Annotated in this window: 11 protein-coding genes; 5 read left to right on the top strand and 6 right to left on the bottom strand. The window is 48.8% G+C overall.

What is annotated here, in order from left to right; all coding sequences use genetic code 11:
• Positions 1 to 107 precede the first annotated feature (107 nt).
• From V7S65_RS12270 to V7S65_RS12245, 6 genes are all read right to left on the bottom strand, one after another.
• Positions 108 to 1,922 (bottom strand): cytochrome-c peroxidase, encoded by a 1,815-nt coding sequence (locus V7S65_RS12270; protein WP_336386928.1) that lies wholly within the window; start codon positions 1,920 to 1,922, stop codon positions 108 to 110.
• On the bottom strand, positions 1,909 to 3,477 hold the full coding sequence (locus V7S65_RS12265; RefSeq protein WP_111577525.1) for a purple acid phosphatase family protein: 1,569 nt from the start codon (positions 3,475 to 3,477) through the stop codon (positions 1,909 to 1,911). Before V7S65_RS12265 ends, V7S65_RS12270 begins: the two co-directional genes overlap by 14 nt.
• A 10-nt stretch (positions 3,478 to 3,487) precedes the next feature.
• The gene (locus V7S65_RS12260) at positions 3,488 to 4,573 is read right to left on the bottom strand and encodes a phytase (RefSeq protein WP_336386929.1); all 1,086 of its coding nucleotides are present in this window, start codon (positions 4,571 to 4,573) and stop codon (positions 3,488 to 3,490) included.
• A gap of 18 nt (positions 4,574 to 4,591) precedes the next feature.
• Positions 4,592 to 5,857: a right-handed parallel beta-helix repeat-containing protein gene (locus tag V7S65_RS12255; RefSeq protein WP_079470157.1), complete on the bottom strand. Its 1,266-nt coding sequence runs from the start codon at positions 5,855 to 5,857 to the stop codon at positions 4,592 to 4,594.
• 24 nt (positions 5,858 to 5,881) lie between these two features.
• Positions 5,882 to 8,644 (bottom strand): TonB-dependent receptor, encoded by a 2,763-nt coding sequence (locus V7S65_RS12250; protein ID WP_336386930.1) that lies wholly within the window; start codon positions 8,642 to 8,644, stop codon positions 5,882 to 5,884.
• 237 nt (positions 8,645 to 8,881) lie between these two features.
• On the bottom strand, positions 8,882 to 10,459 hold the full coding sequence (locus tag V7S65_RS12245; RefSeq protein ID WP_111577523.1) for a tetratricopeptide repeat protein: 1,578 nt from the start codon (positions 10,457 to 10,459) through the stop codon (positions 8,882 to 8,884).
• Positions 10,460 to 10,645: 186 nt separating this feature from the next.
• Here V7S65_RS12245 and V7S65_RS12240 point away from each other — a divergent pair, with 186 nt between their 5' ends.
• From V7S65_RS12240 to V7S65_RS12220, 5 genes are all read left to right on the top strand, one after another.
• Positions 10,646 to 11,419, top strand: coding sequence for a 3-keto-disaccharide hydrolase (locus V7S65_RS12240; protein ID WP_079470154.1), 774 nt, complete (start codon positions 10,646 to 10,648; stop codon positions 11,417 to 11,419).
• A gap of 132 nt (positions 11,420 to 11,551) precedes the next feature.
• Entirely contained in the window at positions 11,552 to 12,154 is a 603-nt protein-coding gene (locus tag V7S65_RS12235) for an RNA polymerase sigma factor (protein WP_079470153.1), read from the top strand.
• Positions 12,155 to 12,240: 86 nt separating this feature from the next.
• The gene (locus V7S65_RS12230; RefSeq protein ID WP_336386931.1) at positions 12,241 to 13,410 is read left to right on the top strand and encodes a FecR domain-containing protein; all 1,170 of its coding nucleotides are present in this window, start codon (positions 12,241 to 12,243) and stop codon (positions 13,408 to 13,410) included.
• Positions 13,411 to 13,729: 319 nt separating this feature from the next.
• The gene (locus V7S65_RS12225; RefSeq protein WP_336386932.1) at positions 13,730 to 17,056 is read left to right on the top strand and encodes a TonB-dependent receptor; all 3,327 of its coding nucleotides are present in this window, start codon (positions 13,730 to 13,732) and stop codon (positions 17,054 to 17,056) included.
• Positions 17,057 to 17,067: 11 nt separating this feature from the next.
• Positions 17,068 to 18,756: a RagB/SusD family nutrient uptake outer membrane protein gene (locus V7S65_RS12220; protein WP_336386933.1), complete on the top strand. Its 1,689-nt coding sequence runs from the start codon at positions 17,068 to 17,070 to the stop codon at positions 18,754 to 18,756.
• Positions 18,757 to 18,762 lie beyond the last annotated feature (6 nt).

Raw genomic sequence — 18,762 nt, 5'->3', positions numbered from 1 at the left:
AGGTAGGGGGAACGGCTGATCCGGAAATTGTGAAAATAGCAGAAAGAGTTGTATAAATCAAAGAATGAGGAGGAGGGAGATGTTTGTCATTAAAACGTAATACCGGGCTACTTTGCGATGGGCTTATCCGTCAACGCATGCATAAACGCAATCAGGTCCCTTATCTCTGTTTCGTTGAGATGCAACGGTGTGGAAGAAAGTGTTTGATACGGATCAGCCATACCCACTCCATTGCCGCCGCCGGCATTATAAAATTCCATCACTTTTTCAAGATCACGGAACGCGCCGTTGTGCATGTAAGGGGCGGTCATAGCGCTATTACGCACCGTGGGCGTTTTGAAGGCCCGCCGGTAATATGCGATCGGGAAAAATTCAAACCTGCCGGCATCGGTATCGTGTTGCGGATGTTGGAGATCATCGTTAGCAGGCATGCCCAGGTTTTCAAATTCGGTGAACTGGTACAAGGGTGGTGTGAGCCCGTTGAACAGTGGTGCAAAGTGACAGGTAGCGCATTGCGCTTTCCCGGTAAATAAGTTGAAGCCCCGGATCTGTGCAGGCGTCAATGCTTTTTTGTTGCCGGCAAAATATTCATCCATTGCGCTGTTCATGGGTGCGAGGGTACTTAGATACGCCGCGATAGCGGTGGCCAGGTGCGGCATGGTTACAGCGGCGGTGTCTTCAGGATAGGCGGCAGCAAAGGCGTTGCGGTAATGCGCACTGTCTTTTAGCCGGCTGATGATCACAGCGGGATGGCCATCCATCTCTTCGGGGTTGCTGATTACGGTCAGTATTTGTTTTGATAAGGTACCGGCTCTGCCGTCCCAGAACTGTGCGTATTGGAACGCAGAATAGGTGAGACCCGGCGCATTTCTTCTCACCGTCGTTTTATTATCCAGTGCCATGCTGGTGCGCAGGCCATCGCTGAAGTATAGTTCCGGGCGGTGACAGGTACCACAGTTGCGGGTGTTGTTACCGGAAAGCGCTTTTTCAAAGAATAATTGCTTCCCTAACAGCTTTTCTTTTTCCGTATATACGGCGCCGTTAGCAAATGCTTTGAGGTCTATAGCATCTTTGCTGAAGAGGTTGGGTGCGTTGTAGTTGAGCGCGCTGCGGGTATGCAGGTCTAACTGTAATGCACGTATGAGTGCGCCGGTGCTTTCCTGCAAGGGCAGCCCGCAGGTGGTGAGGAATTCCAACCTATTGAAATCGTCGAAGCCGGAATGTGCGTCGAGGTATTGTATACAAAGGGCCAGGTAATGTGCCACGGATTTTGTTTCGGGAGAAGAGGTGCTGAGCCAGGGTTCCATCACTGCCTGGATAGTTCGCATGGATTGTGCGGTTTCTGCGATCCCTGTTTTTAATTCCGGTGCATCGTAGCCGGTGATGCCTCCTGCGTACAGGCGTACCAGTTCGAGGCGGATACTTTCCATAATGGCTTTATCGCTGGTGGTGAACTGGTAGAGCAACGACGTAAGATCGGCTGCGGCGTTACGGATTACCAGTGCTTCTGTTACCAGTTCTTTTTTCCGGGAGAAAGGATCTTTCTCAAACAACAGTACCGCTATCTGCTGTAACCCTGATGGCGCCTGGTATTCCATGTAAGGTTCATCTATTTCCGTTTTGGCCGGGCGGTTATATACCATAGAGGAAGAGAAGAAAAAGTAATCGAGGAAAAACTCAATCCTTTTATATTGTAACCGGCACTTTTTCAGTGCTTCCCTGGCAGCGGTAATGCTGGCCGTATCATCTTTATCAATTGCCTGTATGGCTTGTTCCAGTTCCAGGGAAGCCGCCGAAAATCCGTTGGCGCCTTCCCTGAAAATGGCAATAGTATGGGTAACACCGCGATCTTCCGTGGAGGGTGTAAAGCTATAAGCTACCAGCAGGCTGAATAACAGCCAGATGATCTTATTTCGATACATATACGGTGAAGGTATCTTTTACATTATTGTACGCATCTGCTACGGTATATTTTGTGGTAGATGCGGTAGGTGTTACGGTAATACTCCGGGTGGTTTCCTTACGGTTATTCCATTTGTAGGTACCGATGAAAGAAGCCGTTAATGTGGCCGCTTCTCCTTTTTTAATCCGGATATCCGTGTTCCGGTTTACGTTTTTCATCATGGTAAACTGGTCGCGGATGGTGCCATCTGCGCAGATCCATTTCAGATCCAGGCGGTTGTCCTGTATTTCGAGTATGCTGGAGCCGCCGTGTTCTGCATCTGCAAAATACATGGCGTTATGCGGGTAAACGGTTTGTTTGCCGCCCAGTTTCCCGGCGGAGCCGCTCACTACGTATACGGTACCGGTGGTACGGATGCTGTCTTTGATATACGGTGCGGAATTGTTGCCGCCGTCGTAGCGGCCGGAAGAATTGCTCACGTTATGTTTGGCAGGATCAAAGCTGTTGGCGGGGCCATAATGTCCTTTGATCATCCTGGACCTTTCGTAATCATGACTATGTCCATTCAGTACCAGGTCTACGCCGTTGCGTTCCAGTATCCGGATAAAGTTTTCCCGGATGTGTACCAGCTCATCTTCTTCATCAGAATTATGGGAACCCATTGTATACGGCGGATGGTGCCAGTAGGCAATTACCCAACCCTTGTTTTTATTGGCGGCGAGATCTTTCTTTATCCAGGTTACCTGCGGACCGGTAGTGTCGTACAGGCGGTAAGCGCTGTCTTCTTTACCGTAGCTGTCGAGCGACAGGAAGTGGATGTTCCCGATATCAAAAGAATAGAAAGAAGCTGAGTGGGAAGGCAACCCGCCGGATTCTCCTTCCGATGGCATGGAGAAGTTCTGGTAGTAGTTTGTTTGGTGCGATTGCTGTGCAAAGGCGGCAGAGATATCGGTATCATGATAGTCATGATTTCCGGGCGCCGGGAACAGAGGATATTTCTTCAGCAGGTCATCTTTATAAACATTAAAAAACTTGCTCTGATACTCCGCGTCCGTACCGTTGGGATAGGCGTTGTCACCTAACAATATCCATGCATTCAGGTAGTTGTTGCCGAGGTACTTTACCAGTTGTTCCTTTACGAGTTGCTGGTTGGGAGAGCCGTCGCCACAATCGCCCAGCGCGGCAATGCGGTACAGGTCTGTTTTACCGGCTTCGGGCAGGGTCATAAAGTAGTTGTCTGCGTTGCCCTGCAATACATCCTTGTAGCCGCCAATGGAATAATAGTAGCGGGTGTTGGGTTGCAGGTTTGTAAGCAGTACTTTATGCTCTGTTACCAGGTTGGCATCATCTGCCTGCTGATCCAGCTTATCCGGCGCGGTGCCGTATTTCACACGGCTGCGGGCAGACGCATCGGTGCGCCAGCGGATCAGCATCTGCTGCGTACCGGCTGCCTGCAGGTAAGGGCCACGGATCAGCTTTGCAGCGATGGGCGCTTTCGTAACAGCAGCATCCTGTGCCTGCGCCAGGTGTAAACCGGCGAACAGGCACAGGGAAGCGAGAAAGATAGATTTCATATATGGGACACTATTTTTTTATTGGCGCTGATTCCAGCTCTTTACCGGCAATATCTTCCCAGCGATAATAATGGAAGGTCCGGTCGTCGCTCATCACTACAAATAATCCATGTTTGAAAGTATTGTTCAGTGGCACATTTACTATATCGGAGCCATCGCTGTGGCCGGCGCTTACTTTCACCACTTTCAGCAACGTATGCGTTGTTCCTGACCGGCTGAAGATATGAAATTTGTTGGCACCCTGGTCAGATACCAGGATATATCCTTTGGTGGGAGAGGTTTTATAAATAGAAATACCCTCATGATCTTCTGTAAAACCGGTGGTACCGAAAACTGTTAATTCTTCATTACCTTTTTCCGGGTCGGCATAATATTGTCGTACGCCGTACTGTTCATCAGAGTAATAAACATAGCCGGCTTCATTATCTACGGCAATAGATTCTATTTCCTTTTTACCGCTGTAGTGGCCAAACTTACGTACCAGCGTGGCTTTTATTTTTCCGGCACCGTTATCGGTAAGGCGGTATTGCCATAAATAGGTACCATCCTGCGGACCGGTTTTACGTCCTGCAATTACATAGTGTTCGTTCTTTTTGTTAGTGTAAACCGCCACTCCCATGAGATCACGGTATTGTGTGCCGGTTTCGCCTTCAAATGCCGGGATGCCGCCATCGTCGATGGGTTGCATATCGGGCAATGAATAGAAGCGGAGCTTATGCGTGATGCGCTCGGTGGTAACGGCATAGTCTATACGTTTTCCGTTGAGGAGTAATCCGTATGCAATGTCCACATTGTTGGGACGTTGCAGGTTGGGCACTACCTGTTTGATCTTTCCTTCAAGGTCAAACACATAGAGGGCGCCCTCGGCCGATTTATCAGTGCCTATCACCAGGCTCCGGGCGGGGTTTTGAGGGTTTACCCAGATAGCAGGATCGTCTGAATCAAACTTTACCTGTTCGGTGATTACCGCGGGCTGAATAGTAGTGGTGTCCGTGTATGCCTGTCCGTTAGCCCGGCTTACCGGTCTTGCGCAGGCAAGAAAACACAGCAGTCCGGGAAGAACTGCTGTGGAGAATAATATATTGCGTGTAGTCATTACTGTGAGATCGCTGTTTTAGTTTTTAGTACCAAAGGCGCCAATAAAAGAGGAAGGAGCAGGAGAGGCGTAGTTAATGCCGTTCAGCACCAGTCCGTTCGGGAAGTTACGGGTAAAGGCAGTGGTACCGGCGCCCAGCGCAGGTGAGCCGGCCAGTAAATGAAAGTCCCAGCTGGTGTTAAAATCCGGGCTATCGGTCGGTGTGTTCAACGGATAATTTACAAATTTCGGATCATTCTCACCGGCTTTTGTACCGATAACATCATTGGCGCCGCTAATGATATCTTTTGCGGGCTGGAACTGATCGACGGTAGTTTGGTTAAAGCCATAATAAAGATTGTTGCTGATAACCGAGCGACTGTCCTCTACTTTTTTGGTATCTCTCTTAATACCAAACCGTGTGTTGGCAAACAGGTTATTGTGTAGTTCTACAAACACGGTAGCTTCCACCCACACGGAGCCACCTTTTACTGTAGGCCTTCTCCAGCCGGTGTTGAGCATGGTATTGTTATAGGCAATTACGTGCGCCTGTGGCGTGCGTTCGCCGGAGTTGGATAATTTAAGCGCGTTGGTATTGGTAGAGTAAAAGAGATTGTAACTCACATCCGCGATACAACCGGATTTGATGTTAATACCTTCTCCGCCGGTGATACCGGTGGTGTAAAATTTATTATTGGAGAAGATAAGTTTGCCGCCTTCAATGTAGGTGCAGTCTTCATTAAAATTGCGGAAGATACAGTTAGTCACTACCAGCTTACCATTCACATTGCTGTACCATAATGCAGGTAATGCTTCGCCGCTCACAGCTTTATACAATCCTTGTTTCACAGAAGCAGACGACTCGGTGGTAACAGCACCGCCGTATTCAAGGATGGTATTGTCCAACAGCAGCTCTGCACAGGATTTAGCCGCGAGGATACCGCCCCATTGTTTACCAAACTTGCGGCTGTCGGTGCGGTAGTTTTCTTCAATAGTAAATCTCACCGGTTGTTCAGCGGTTCCCATTGAATACAGGTTTCCTTTTACAATTACTTCCGGTTTTACGAGAGTATCCATGATTACTAATACGCCTTCTTCAATCACCAGCGTTTTACCTTCCGGGATGGTGATATCGCCGGAAACGCGCTGGATGCTGCCTTTGGGCCAGATGCCCCACACATCGCCGTGAACGGTGCCGGAGCCAATGATGCTTTCGCTGAGGTCTACATCGCTGTTTGCTTTTTTACAGCCGCTGACAATGGTCAGTATCAATGCAGCGTAAAAGAGAATATTTTTATATTTCATGATGATGAATATTTTGGAATGAGTTTATAATTTGTAACGTACACCCAGCAGGTAGGTTTGTTTGTAATATTCTTTCCTGATCAGGGTTTCATTGGCTTTTCCCTGTCCCGGCATATTGGTGTTGGCAGGGTCAGTTCCTTTGATAAATATTTCTGCCGGCGTGTTCAGCAGGTTGCCTGCTTTGGCGAAGATGCTGAAGTTATTCCTGAACCTTTTTTCTACAGAAACATCCATCTGTATAAATCCTTTCTGCCAGAGGTCATTGTCGATGTACTGGGAAACGGTAACGATGCGTGGACCGGTATAAGCGCCGGCCAGCTGTGCATCCCATCCATGCTGTATGTCTTTGTACAACACGGAGAGGTTACCGATATGCTCGGACTGTCCGTACAGCGGACGTGTTTGATCTGCCGCGATGGTTTTAACGTCGCCTTTTTCATCTCTTATCCGCAAACTTTTGGAAGTAGTGATGGAAGAGTGGGTGTAAGTGTAGTTGGCTTTGAAACCTATTTTGCTGAAGAATTTGATATAGTCTATTTCCAGGCCGTAGTTGCGGGCGGTACCGAAGTTACCGGCAGAATAGTACTGGTCCTGCGGACGGGTGGCATCTGCACGGATGGTATTTTCGATAGGGTCCTGGATTCTTTTGTAGAATACGCCTACCAGTAATTGATCGGAACGTTTCGGAAACAGTTCATAGCGCAGATCAAAGTTATCGGCGATAGCACGTTTCAGATCAGGGTTACCGCGTTCCTGGTAGTCTTCCAGCACAATTTTGGAAGGAACAATTTCAAAGAAGCCTGGACGGTTCAGTGAGCGGAAATAAGAGCCACGTAAGTTCTGGTGTTCGGATAATTCGTATTTCAGGTTCAGGCTGGGCAACACATCGGTGTACACCTGGCTGCCGGTAGGACGGTCTTCTCCCTGTGGAAAAAACATATGATAACCCTGGTTGGTATGTTCCACACGTACGCCACCGGTTATTTCCAGTTCGGATACTTCGAATTTAAACATACCATATCCGGAGGTTGTTTTTTCGGAAGCATCGTAAGTAAGCGGGTTGCCTACTGCGCCGCCGGGGTTCTGGATCTCCCATACAATATCTGTATAGCTGGTAAAATCCTTACCATACAATGCGTTGATATTGGAAGGTCTGAATGTATAGTTATTAAAGAAGCTGCTGCGTTGTTTGTCGCGGTACAGGCCACCTGCGGAGAAATCTACTTTTGTTCCGGCTATCCTGGCGGTGTAAGTAAGATCAAGGTAACCCGCGATATCATCGTCTGTATTGCGTTCCCAACGGCGGTTGGTACCATTGTTCTCAACAGTAGTACGTGTTTCCTTGAAGTTGTTACGTACCCCGTTTAATGCGATGGTGGTATTATCGGGTACCTCATTTTTGGCGGAGGAGAATACGGCAGACCACTGCAGTTTTAATTTGCCGGGAATGATATGATGATCACCATGCAGGGTGGAATTGTAAATCTGCTGCGTGGTTTTCCTGGAGCGGCTTTCAAACGTCAGTTGCGCATTGCCGGCCACCGGATCAAATATCCCATCGGAGAAGTTGGTGGTGATGCCTTCACGGGTCTGATAGCTTTGCAGGTTCATGTAGGCATTGTAAAGCGACAGCTTATTGTTTTCATTAAACACATAGTCGATCTTTCCATGCAGGCCGCTGCGTTGCTGCTGTTCGCTGTACTGCCGGTTTTGCATACTGGTAAGCACGGAGTAATGCCCGGTGTCCATATCATTCTTATAGAAAGTGCTGGTAGTGGCGCGATAGGTATTCTGGAAGCTACCGGCGAGGATCACGCCCAGTTTATTGTGCAGGAAACGCTGGCCGAAAGATAATCCTGCTACCAGGTTGGGCGCGAAGTTTTTGTTTTTATAATCCAGTGTGCCGGTGGCAAAATCTGCCGGGGTGGCGTTATAGCTTTTACCGTGGGCTTCGTAAGGTGATTTGGATTGTATGTGGCTGGCATCAAAAGAAGTAAAGCCTTTGTCCAGTACCATCTGGCTGTAGCCGGTAGCTACGTTGGCGTTGAGCGATAATTTGCCAGGGGCGTCTTTCATCACCATGTTCACTACGCCGCCCACCGCATCGCCTTCCATGTTTGGCGTTAAGGACTTGTATACTTCGAGGCGGTCCAGCAACTCAGACGGGAAGATGTCGAGCGGCACGTACCGGTATTTATTATCCGGGCTGGGTATTTTCACCCCGTTGATAAGCGTGTAGTTGTATCTTTTGTCCATGCCGCGGAGAATGGCGTATTGTCCGTCGCCGTTGCTGCTGCGTTCTATGGAGATTCCGGAAACGCGCTGGATCACGTTCGCCACGGTGAGGTCGGGCGATACTTCTATAGCCTGACCGGATACTACGTTCATCACCTGGATGGATTTCTGTTCCAGTTTGCGGGCCGTGTTTTCTGAGGAGGCTTTGGTGCCGCCGGCAATCACTACTTCACTCAGGTTTTTGCTGCTGCGTTCACTGAGGTAGATGTTGAGCGCCGGGTTATCACTTTCCAGTACGGTCACTTCTTTTGTTAATGTTTTGTAGGTAAGATGGGAAATGTGCAGGGTGAATTTTCCTGCCGTAATCTTTTTGAATTCAAAGGAACCGTCGAGACCAGTGAGGGCAACCAGTTTGGTTTGGTCCATTACAACGGTGACGCCTACCAGCGGTTCGCCCGTTTTCTGATCGTACACGTGTCCTTTCAGACTGCCGGCGCTGGCAAATGTGACGCTCAGCAGCAGACATAAAAGCGTTGTTAAAAGTGTCTTCATCTTTGGTGAATTTGATGCCGTTCGTGTTAGTGGCGAACTGCATCGCAAATGTGGGCTGCTGCAAAAAAAAATGCAAAAAAGCAGCGTAAGCAAAACGTAAACAGCGTTAACAACGCCGTAAACAAAGCGTGATCAGCGTATACAAACAGGATGTAAATGATTGGTAATTAAGTATTTATTTGTAACAGGAATCGCCATTACCATTATGTTACCGCAACGTTACCGGAACGTTATGCATCACAGGCTTTGCACAAAAGTGTTGAGCGTATCACCTTCCGGGATGTTTAATTTTTTCCGGAGACGATATCTTGCTACCCGTAAACTGTCGGGTGAAATACCAAGAATGGTCGCCATATCTTTTGAGTCCATATTCATTTTATGGAGCGCCAGTAATTTGATATCGTTGTTGGTAAGATCGCTGTACAACGCATTGAGTTTATCAAAAAACACCTGGTGTACCTGTTCAAAGATGCCGGTGAATTCTTTCCATTGTTTCTCGTGATTCACGGTCTGGTTAATTTTCAGTACCAGTTGCTGCAGTTGTCTTTTCTGGTCCCGTTTATCTTCCTGCACCATTTCGGAGAGGGTGTTACGCAGCTCATCGAGGAACTGGTTCCGTTGGATCACATCCAGCGTGTGGGTGGCCAGTTGTTTGCTTTTCAGTTCCAGCTGGTCTTTCTGCACCCGGTTTATTTCAGCATTCCGTTCAGATACGGTCTGCGCCTGGCTGATCTTCAGCTTCTGGCGGGAGATGGTGAGGAGGCAAAGGATGATGAGTAGTACTACCACAATCACTACAGCGGTGTAAATGATGCGGTTTATTTTATGGCTGTTTTCCAGCTGGAGGATTTCGTCGTTCTTTTTATTGGTGTCGTACAGGATCTGGAGAAAGTTCATCTGCTGGTTGTTTTGGGCAGAGTAGATGTCGAGCAGGCATTTGCGGCTGTACTCCATATAATAAAAGGCGCTGTCGTTCCGTCCGAGGAGATTGAATGCTTTGGCAATGTCTTTACAGGCTGCCGCTTCCTGGTATTTATTATTGGTTTGCAGTGCAAGGGCCAGTGCTTCCCTGGAGTAGGGCAGGCTGTTTTTAACATCGCCGGTTTTCCGGAGTACGTCTCCTATATTATTGAGTACTTCAATGCCTGCTATGCGTTCGTGGCTTGCCTCAAAAAGTTGCAGGGCCATGCGGAAAGATGATAGCGCGGTATCGTATTTCTCAAGGTCTTCATAAATGGTGCCCAGGTTTTCGTAGATGCCGGCCATACCAAAGGTATCGCGTGCGCCCTGGTATTGGGTCAGCGCCAGTTGCTGGAAGTACCGGGCGCTGTCGTATTGTTGTTGCTTTTCATAATAATGACCGATGTTACCATAGGTGGCAGCCATGCCGGCCGGATCGTTTACCTGGCGGTATAGCTGGAGGGCTTTATCGTACTGCATTTTAGCGCCCGGCTTATTAATATTGCGGTAATACAGCTGGCCCATGTCATTGAGCACGGCTGCTTCGGCCGCTTTATGGCCAGTGGCGGTAAAAAGGGTGGCCGCCTGCTGGTAATATTCCAGCGATTTGGCGTAGTGGCCCAGGGTGAAGCAGATCTTTCCCATCTGGCGGAGGCATTTGCCGGCAGTGGCTTCATCTTTGTTACTGATAGCTGCATCATGCATTTTGCGCAGGGCAAGAAAGGCGGCATCCGGTGATTCCTGGCTGAGCTTTCCGGCGGCGGCGAGCTGCATTTGCAGCGTGTCCTGCGCAGCGGTGGCGATTACCGGGAAGGCAGATAAGCATAGTACGATAAACTGAAAAACCCGTTTCATTTGTAATGACAGCACGTATTAATTAAGTGTAATCAATCCGCAAAGAATGTTTTTTAGTGTTAACTGTATGTTACCAAACCGGCTGCCGCTGACATAAAAATGCTTGCTTACCGATACTATTTTATATATTATTGTGACGCCGGTTACATTTTTGACCCATAAATTAGTTCCAGTTAAATATTGATTATGAAAAAGAGAATCTTAGTTACCATGCTGCTGGCCGGAGGAATTGGCGCCGCCAATGCCCAGGAAAAAGCAAAGCCTGAAGATACAGAAGTGTATACCCCGGTGCCCCCGGAAGTAAAGCCCGGGAAAAAATGTGGTGAAGCGCCTTCGGATGCCATCATCCTGTTCGATGGCAGCAACCTGGATCAGTGGGTAATGACCGACGACCGCGAGAAACCCGCAGAATGGCTGGTGAGCAAAGGCGTTCTGACGGTGAACAAGAAGGTAGGGAATATTGAAACAAAGAAAGCGTTTACCAACTACCAGTTACACATCGAATGGCGCGTTCCCGCCAATATCACCGGTACTGGTCAGGGCAGGGGCAACAGCGGTGTTTTCCTGGCTTCCATCGGTAAAGGAGATGCCGGTTATGAATTACAGGTACTGGACTCCTACAATAATAAAACATATACCAATGGCCAGGCTGGCAGTATTTACAAACAGTCCGTGCCACTGGCTAACCCTACCCTGAAGCCAGGGGAGTGGAATACGTATGATGTGATCTGGACAGCGCCCGTATTTGGTGCAGATGGCGCGTTGACATCTCCCGCAAAAGTAACCGTAACCTTTAACGGGGTAGTAGTACAAAATGGCTACGAGCTGAAAGGCCCTACCCAATACATCGGTCAGGCAGCCTACCGCCAGGCGCATGGTCCCAGCCCTATCAAGCTGCAGGCACATGGCGATAAGAGCGAGCCGCTGAGTTTCCGCAATATCTGGGTAAGAGAATTATAGTAACAAAAACGAGTTTACAGGAAAGGGCTGTCGGCAACGACCGCCCTTTTTTTATTTTTTTCTCCCTGTTCCATCATTTTCTTTACTTTTAATACCACGACGTTATGTAAAACTATTCCACTTTCCTGTTTCATGGAGCATGTAAACATTGAGAAGAACTTGTTGCTAAGGGCTGCTGCGGGCCATGAGGAGTCGTTTACTCAACTCTTTTTCCTGTACCGGCATAAGTTGTACAGCTTCCTGCTGCGCCTGACGGAATCTCCGGAGATGACGGAAGATGTGATACAGGATGTATTCCTGAAGTTGTGGAAAGACCGCGAAAACCTGGTGAACATCGAACAGTTTGGCGGATATATTTACCGGATGGCGCAACACCAGGCGCTGAATGCGTTCCGGCGCATGGCGAAAGAAACCCTGATCCTCGCCGAACTCACCAGGGTGACTAACGGGGCCGCGCCCGCCGATGCCGCGGATAACCTGAGTGTCCGGGAAGTAAGGGAAAAGTTACAATACGCGCTGGATCATCTTCCCCCAAAACAAAAACTGGTGTATACGCTGAGCCGGGAACAGGGGCTGAAACACGATGAAATTGCCCGGCAGCTCAATATCTCCCCGTCTACCGTTAATAACCATATGATTGCCGCCCTGCGCACCATCCGTCAGCAACTGGGGCCGCACCTGCATTCCATTACGGGCGCTTCCTGCCTGCTCATGATCATCGATGGCTTCCGCTGAAAAAAATATTTTTAATTACACTAGTCATATTTTCCCGCTCAGGTGTCTATTGTAAGACAGATTCCGCATTAATGTAAAAACACCGCATGATTTCAGCAAGGATCAGCTACCTGGCAGCACGCTATTTTGATAATACCTGTACACCGGCAGAAAAGCTGGAGCTGGCGGCATGGATCGGCCGGCAAACGGATGATGCCGTGCTGGAAGAAGTATTGGGCGAAGCCTGGGAATCGCATGTGCCGCTGATCATGATGCCCGATGAAATGTCGGACCGCATTGTGGCAGCCATGTTTGGCCGCGCACCGGAAGTGCCTGTAGTGCCGGTACGTACCCGCTACCATAAAATATGGTGGGCGGCTGCCAGTATCCTCGTGCTTGGTGGCATCGGCGTATGGGCATGGCAGCATCAGCCGGCGCTGGCGCCGGTAGCGGAAAGCAAACAGCAGCGGTATAAAAATGAAGTGATGCCCGGCAGCAACCGCGCTATGCTCACCCTGGCCGATGGCAGCGTTATTGCGCTGGACAGTGCGGGCAACGGCGTGCTCGGTCAACAGGGCGCCGTAAAAATCATCAAACAGGCCAACGGCGAACTGGCTTATGTGGGCAACGGTAACGGCGAAGCCATGTATAATACTATGACCACCCCCCGTGGCGGCCAGTACCACCTTACCCTGCCCGATGGCACCCAGGTATGGCTGAACGCCGCATCTGCCATTACTTACCCTGCGGCCTTTACCGGTAAGGAAAGAAAAGTAACGGTGAAGGGAGAAGCTTATTTCGAGGTAGCTGCCAATGCCAGTATGCCTTTCCGGGTGGCGGCCGGCAACACAGAAATAACGGTACTGGGTACTCGGTTTAACATAAATGCCTATACGGAGGAACCGGCTATCCGCACCACACTGGTAGATGGCGCTGTGAGCGTGGCTGCCGGGAAAAACACCACCATACTCCGTCCGCGTATGCAGGCGAGGGTAGGGAAAGATGAAGTATTACACGTTACTGAAAATATAGATACCGATGAAACCATTGCCTGGAAAAACGGGTTCTTCCAGTTTACCGATGCAGATATGCCTACGGTGATGCGGCAAATAGAAAAATGGTACGACGTTAAAGTGTCTTATGAAGGAGCTATTCCTGAAAGAAGCTTTGGCGGCGGTATGCAACGCTCTTTGCCCTTAACGGAAGTGCTGGGAATACTGGAGGAAAATGGGGTGAAATTTAAGATAGAGGGAAAAAATATTATTGTTCTGAAATAAAAAACCACGTTACTGATTTACTACTAAACTAAGAAACACAAATTCCACTGCATAGGCTCCTGAAGTTTATGTATTCTACCTGTTATGCACAATAAAGCCGGAAACGCTGATAACATTTCCGGCGGCGTCTGGATAACACAAACAAAAAAGTCGGCGAAGACTCCTTATTCATTCAACCAAACAATGCAAATGTATGCAAATTAATTGTATCGCTCTTTGCAGCCGGACAGCTGTTGCTATTACCCGGAGCGTTATTTCCCGGACAGGCAGCAGGGTTTCCCGGCATCGCACGCTATGCTCAACCAAAATGCTGTTAGCTATGAAGTTAACGATTCTGTTCACGTTACTGCTCCTGAACGTAAGCGCCACCGGCCTTTCGCAAACGGTAAGCTTTTCAGGTAAGTCGGTATCACTCAAATCAGTGTTTGCCGCCATCAAAAAACAAACGGGATACGTAGTGTTCTACGACAACCTGCTGCTGAAAAACAGCAAGCCCGTGACCATCTCCGTGGAAAACGCGCCGCTGGCGGTTTTGCTCAATGCTGCCCTGAAAGACCAGGGGATGACTTTTACCATCCTGGATAAAACCATCTCCGTGAGGAAGCAACAGCTGCTCACGCTTCCTCCCATCCTGAAGTTAATGATCCCGCAGATGACCATCACCGGCCGGGTTACAGACGACTCCAATACACCGCTGCCCGGTGTGACCGTATTGCAGAAAGGAACCAGCAACGCTGTTATTACCAACGAAACCGGCGAATACCGGCTCACCAACATCAGCGATGGCGCCGTGATCGTTTTTTCCTATATCGGGTTTAATAAAGAAGAAGTTACCGTGAACGGCCAGTATAAGCTGGACATCCGTCTTACCAAAGCCGCCAACACCGCCCTCGATGAACTGGTGGTAATTGGTTATGGCACCATGAAAAAAAGTGACCTCACCGGCGCCGTGTCTACCGTGAAAGGCGATGCCATCGCCTCCCGCAAAACCACACAGGTGTCGCAGGCGCTCCAGGGCGCTGTTCCGGGTGTAATGGTTACCCGCACCAACAACGCGCCGGGCGCCGTGGCACAAATCCGCGTAAGAGGGATCACTACTATTTCTGATGCCGGCGCTTCACCGCTCATCATCCTCGATGGCGTACCCATTGATGATATCAACTCTATCAACCCAAATGATATTGATAATATTTCCGTGCTGAAAGACGCCGCCTCTGCTTCTATTTATGGCTCCAGGGCGGCTGCCGGCGTGATCCTCGTTACTACCAAACGTGCGAAGAACGGGCAGCTGGATCTGAACTACAGTTATGAATACGGCGTGGAAAAGCCCACCAAACTGCGTGATTATGCCAATGCGGTAGACTATATGCGCCTCACCAATGAGCTGCGGTGGAACGACAACGGTAATAACGCCAACGAATACCCTATTTACACCAAAGATATTGTGGATAACTACGCCGCACTGCATGCGCAGAATCCGGATCAGTACCCCGATACCGACTTCAGAGGTATGATCCTCAATAACAGCGCTCCCCGTGAAAGCCATGCACTGAGCATCGCCGGCGCCGGGAAATCCCTGCGCTCCAGGGTGTCGCTGGTATATGATAAAATCGGCGCGCTGTACGAGGGCCGCTCGTACGACCGGCTTACCGCACGCATCAACAACGATATCATCATCAATAAATACCTCACTGCCAGCGTGGATGTGAATTACAAACGCACCATCGTTAAACAGCCAACCATTGATCCGATGTACAAGATGGGCATCATGCCGCCCATTTATGCTGCCATGTGGTCCGACGGCCGCATCGGCGCGGGAAAAGACGGCGCTAACGTGTACGTGCAAACAAAATATGGCGGCTTTAACAACAACTGGTTTAACCAGCTTGGCGGAAAAGTAGGTATCGATTTTACGCCCATAGAAGGATTGAAAATTTCCGGTATCGTATCTCCCTTTATCAACTTCGATAAAGGAAAGAAATTTACCCGCAAGGTGCCCTATACTGCTTTCAATAATCCAAACGCTATTTCAGGATATATTGAAGGTCTTACCGAAACCAAACTGGAAGAAGCGCGTAACGATAGCTACCGCTACACCACCCAGTTTGTCGCTAATTATAATAAACAGATCAAAGACCACAGCTTTAGCCTGATGGGCGGATATGAATTTTATAAGGCATTCAATGAAGACCTGGGTGCATCGCGCGGACAATATATCCTCAGCAACTATCCCTACCTGAACCTGGGCCCGCTGGAGTTTCGCGACAACAGTGGCGGCGCATATGAAAATGCATACCGTTCCTGGTTTGGAAGAGTTACCTATAGCTATAAAGATAAATACCTGTTCCAGGGAAATATCCGCTATGATGCGTCTTCCCGTTTTGCCGCAGGCTACCGCTGGGGTTCTTTCCCGTCTTTCTCTGCCGGCTGGGTGATATCAGAAGAGAAATTTATGAAGTCTACCGCGCCGTGGTTATCCTTTGCAAAGCTCCGTGCTTCCTGGGGTTCACTGGGTAATGAACGCATCGGTAACTATCCTTACCAGGCATTGCTGCGCTTTGAAAATAATTCCCTGTTTTATAAAGGCAACAACATCGTATCTGCACAATCTGCTGCACAGTGGCAATATGCCATCCGTGATATTTCCTGGGAAACCACCCACTCATGGGATTTGGGTGCAGATGTAAATTTCCTTGATAACAGGTTGCGTTTTACCGGTGATTATTTTAAGAAGACAACCGAAGATATCCTGCTGGAGCTGGAAATCCCTGATTATATCGGCTTCGACAATCCTTACCAGAACACGGGTAAAATGTTTACTACCGGCTGGGAAGCACAACTGGGCTGGAACGATCGCATCGGTGATTTCACTTATAGTGTATCCGTGAACGTATCCGACTTTGTATCCAAAATGGGCAATCTTGGAGGAACACAATTCGTCGGCGATTCTATAAAAAGACAAGGCAGTGAATTCAATGAATGGTATGGCTATATATCTGATGGTATTTATCAAACACAGGATGAAGTGGATAAGTCGGCAACGCTCAATGCCAACGTGAAACCCGGCGATATCCGCTATCGTGATGTGAGTGGCCCCAACGGTGTGCCCGATGGCAAAATATCCCCTGAATACGACCGCGTACTGCTGGGTGGTTCGCTGCCACGTTATCAGTATGGCATCAGTTTGCAGGGCGGATTCCGCAACTGGGATCTGGGTGTTGTATTCCAGGGTATAGGCAAACAAAACTCCCGCCTCACTACCGATATGGTACGGCCACTCTATGAAAATTTTGGCAATTTCCCGGCTATCATCGATGGCAATTCCTGGAGCAAATACAATACGCCGGAACAGAATAAAGCCGCCAGGTATCCGCGCTATACCAATACCTCTGCAGGTAATAACTACGCCATGTCCGACTTCTGGCTGATCAACGGCGCCTATTTACGCCTGAAAAATATCAACGTAGGATATTCCATGCCCAATGACTGGGTAAAGAAGATCCGCATTCAGAGCGTTCGTATATACGGTAGCGTTAGCGACCTGTTCTCTGTGCATAATTTCCCGAAAGGTTGGGATCCTGAACAACCATCGCTAGGTTATCCTATTACCACCAGTTATGTTATTGGCGCATCTGTTAAATTCTAAATTCCACGAACATGAAGCAACTTATTCTCATAGCCGGCATCACTTGTATTTTCTTCAGCGCCTGCGGCAGCCTGGATCTGAACCCGCTGTCCGATGGCTCCAGCGAAACCTGGAATTCCAATGCGGAAGAAATAGAAATGTCGCTCAACGGATTGTATAAAATCAATTTCTGGATGAAGGACGATGACGACTGGACCGACGACTGGATATACCGCGACGTTACCACCGCTGTTACCGGCGCTACTATCAATGGTGAAACAGATTTTGTAAAGAAGTGGTGGACGGATACCTACAAAGCCGTAGCCCGCGCCAACAACATCCTGCAAAGCATTTCCCGCGCAAATAAGGTACTATCGGCCGACCAGATAAACAACTACACCGCGGAAGCCCGCTTTGTAAGAGCGTGTATGTATTCCCGTTTGTTATCGCATTACGGTAACATCATTTATACCGACTCCACACTCGACATCGACCAGGCACTGCAGCTGAAGCAAATGGATAAAGCAACGGTGTTAAAAAAGATCTATGAAGATTTTGATTTCGCCGCAGCTACCTTAAAAACTACCTATGGCGCATCGGAACTGAAGCGTGCCACCAAAGGCGCTGCCCTGGCCATGAAAGCACGTATTGCACTGTATATGGGCGACTGGGCCGTTGCACGCGATGCTGCCAAAGCATGTATCGATCTGGATGTATATAAACTGCACGATAATTTTGGAAACCTGTTCCTGTCGAAAACAAAGAATTCTACCGAAACTGTTTTTGGACTGCCAAGATCAGTGACGCTAAAAGTTACTTTCGACGACTGCCAGAATTATGTGTCGCGCATCGCCGGCGGCTGGGCTGCCAAAGATCCGTCCTGGGATCTCTTTTGTAGTTTTTTATGTAAAGATGGATTACCGGTAGATGAATCACCTTTATTTAATCCCCGTCGTCCGTTTGATAACCGCGATCCGCGCTGTGCCGCCACCATCGTGGAATTCCAGACCCCGCACCTGGGATACGTTTTCCAGCCGCATCCGGATTCCCTGAAAGTGAGGTCAGTATCAGATAATAAATACGTGGAAAATAAAGATACCCGTGCTATTGCACAATACGCCTCTTTCAACGGGTTGTTATGGAAAAAAGGTATCGATGGCGACTGGCTCCTCAACTCCTGGAAAATGGAAGCCGATAATATTGTGATCCGTTTTGCAGATGTATTGCTCATATATGCAGAAGCCAAAACAGAGTTAGGAGAAACAGATCAGCTGGTGCGCGATGCCATTAACAAAGTAAGGGCGCGCGCCTATGGTACCGTGTACACCAATACCAGTGCGTATCCTGCGGTTACCGCCGCGGATCAGTCCAGCCTGCGTAAAATTATCCGTACCGAAAGAAGAATGGAGTTTGCATTGGAAGGTATCCGTTACATGGATATCATCCGCTGGAAGCTGGCGGAAAAAGTGCTGAACAAAGCAAACTATGGTTTGCTGGAACCCGCAGAGCTACGTACAAAAATAGTACAGCCGGGACTATGGTTCTTCCCGCAAACGCCTGCTATTGATGAAGATGGTATAGCCGATTTTACCGCGATGTATAACGCCGGCCTGATAAAACAGATCACTGTGCGTAAGTTTGATGCCACGCGCCAGTATCTGTGGCCTATTCCATCTACAGAAGTATTGACCAGTCACCTAACCCAGAATCCAAACTATTAAGCGATC

This window comes from Chitinophaga sp. CCNWYY40, assembly GCF_037483205.1.
GTDB classification, from domain to species: Bacteria; Bacteroidota; Bacteroidia; order Chitinophagales; family Chitinophagaceae; genus Chitinophaga; species Chitinophaga ginsengisegetis.
The sequence above is the reverse complement of the archived record's forward strand: the minus strand, read 5'-3'. Positions and strand labels throughout refer to the sequence as shown.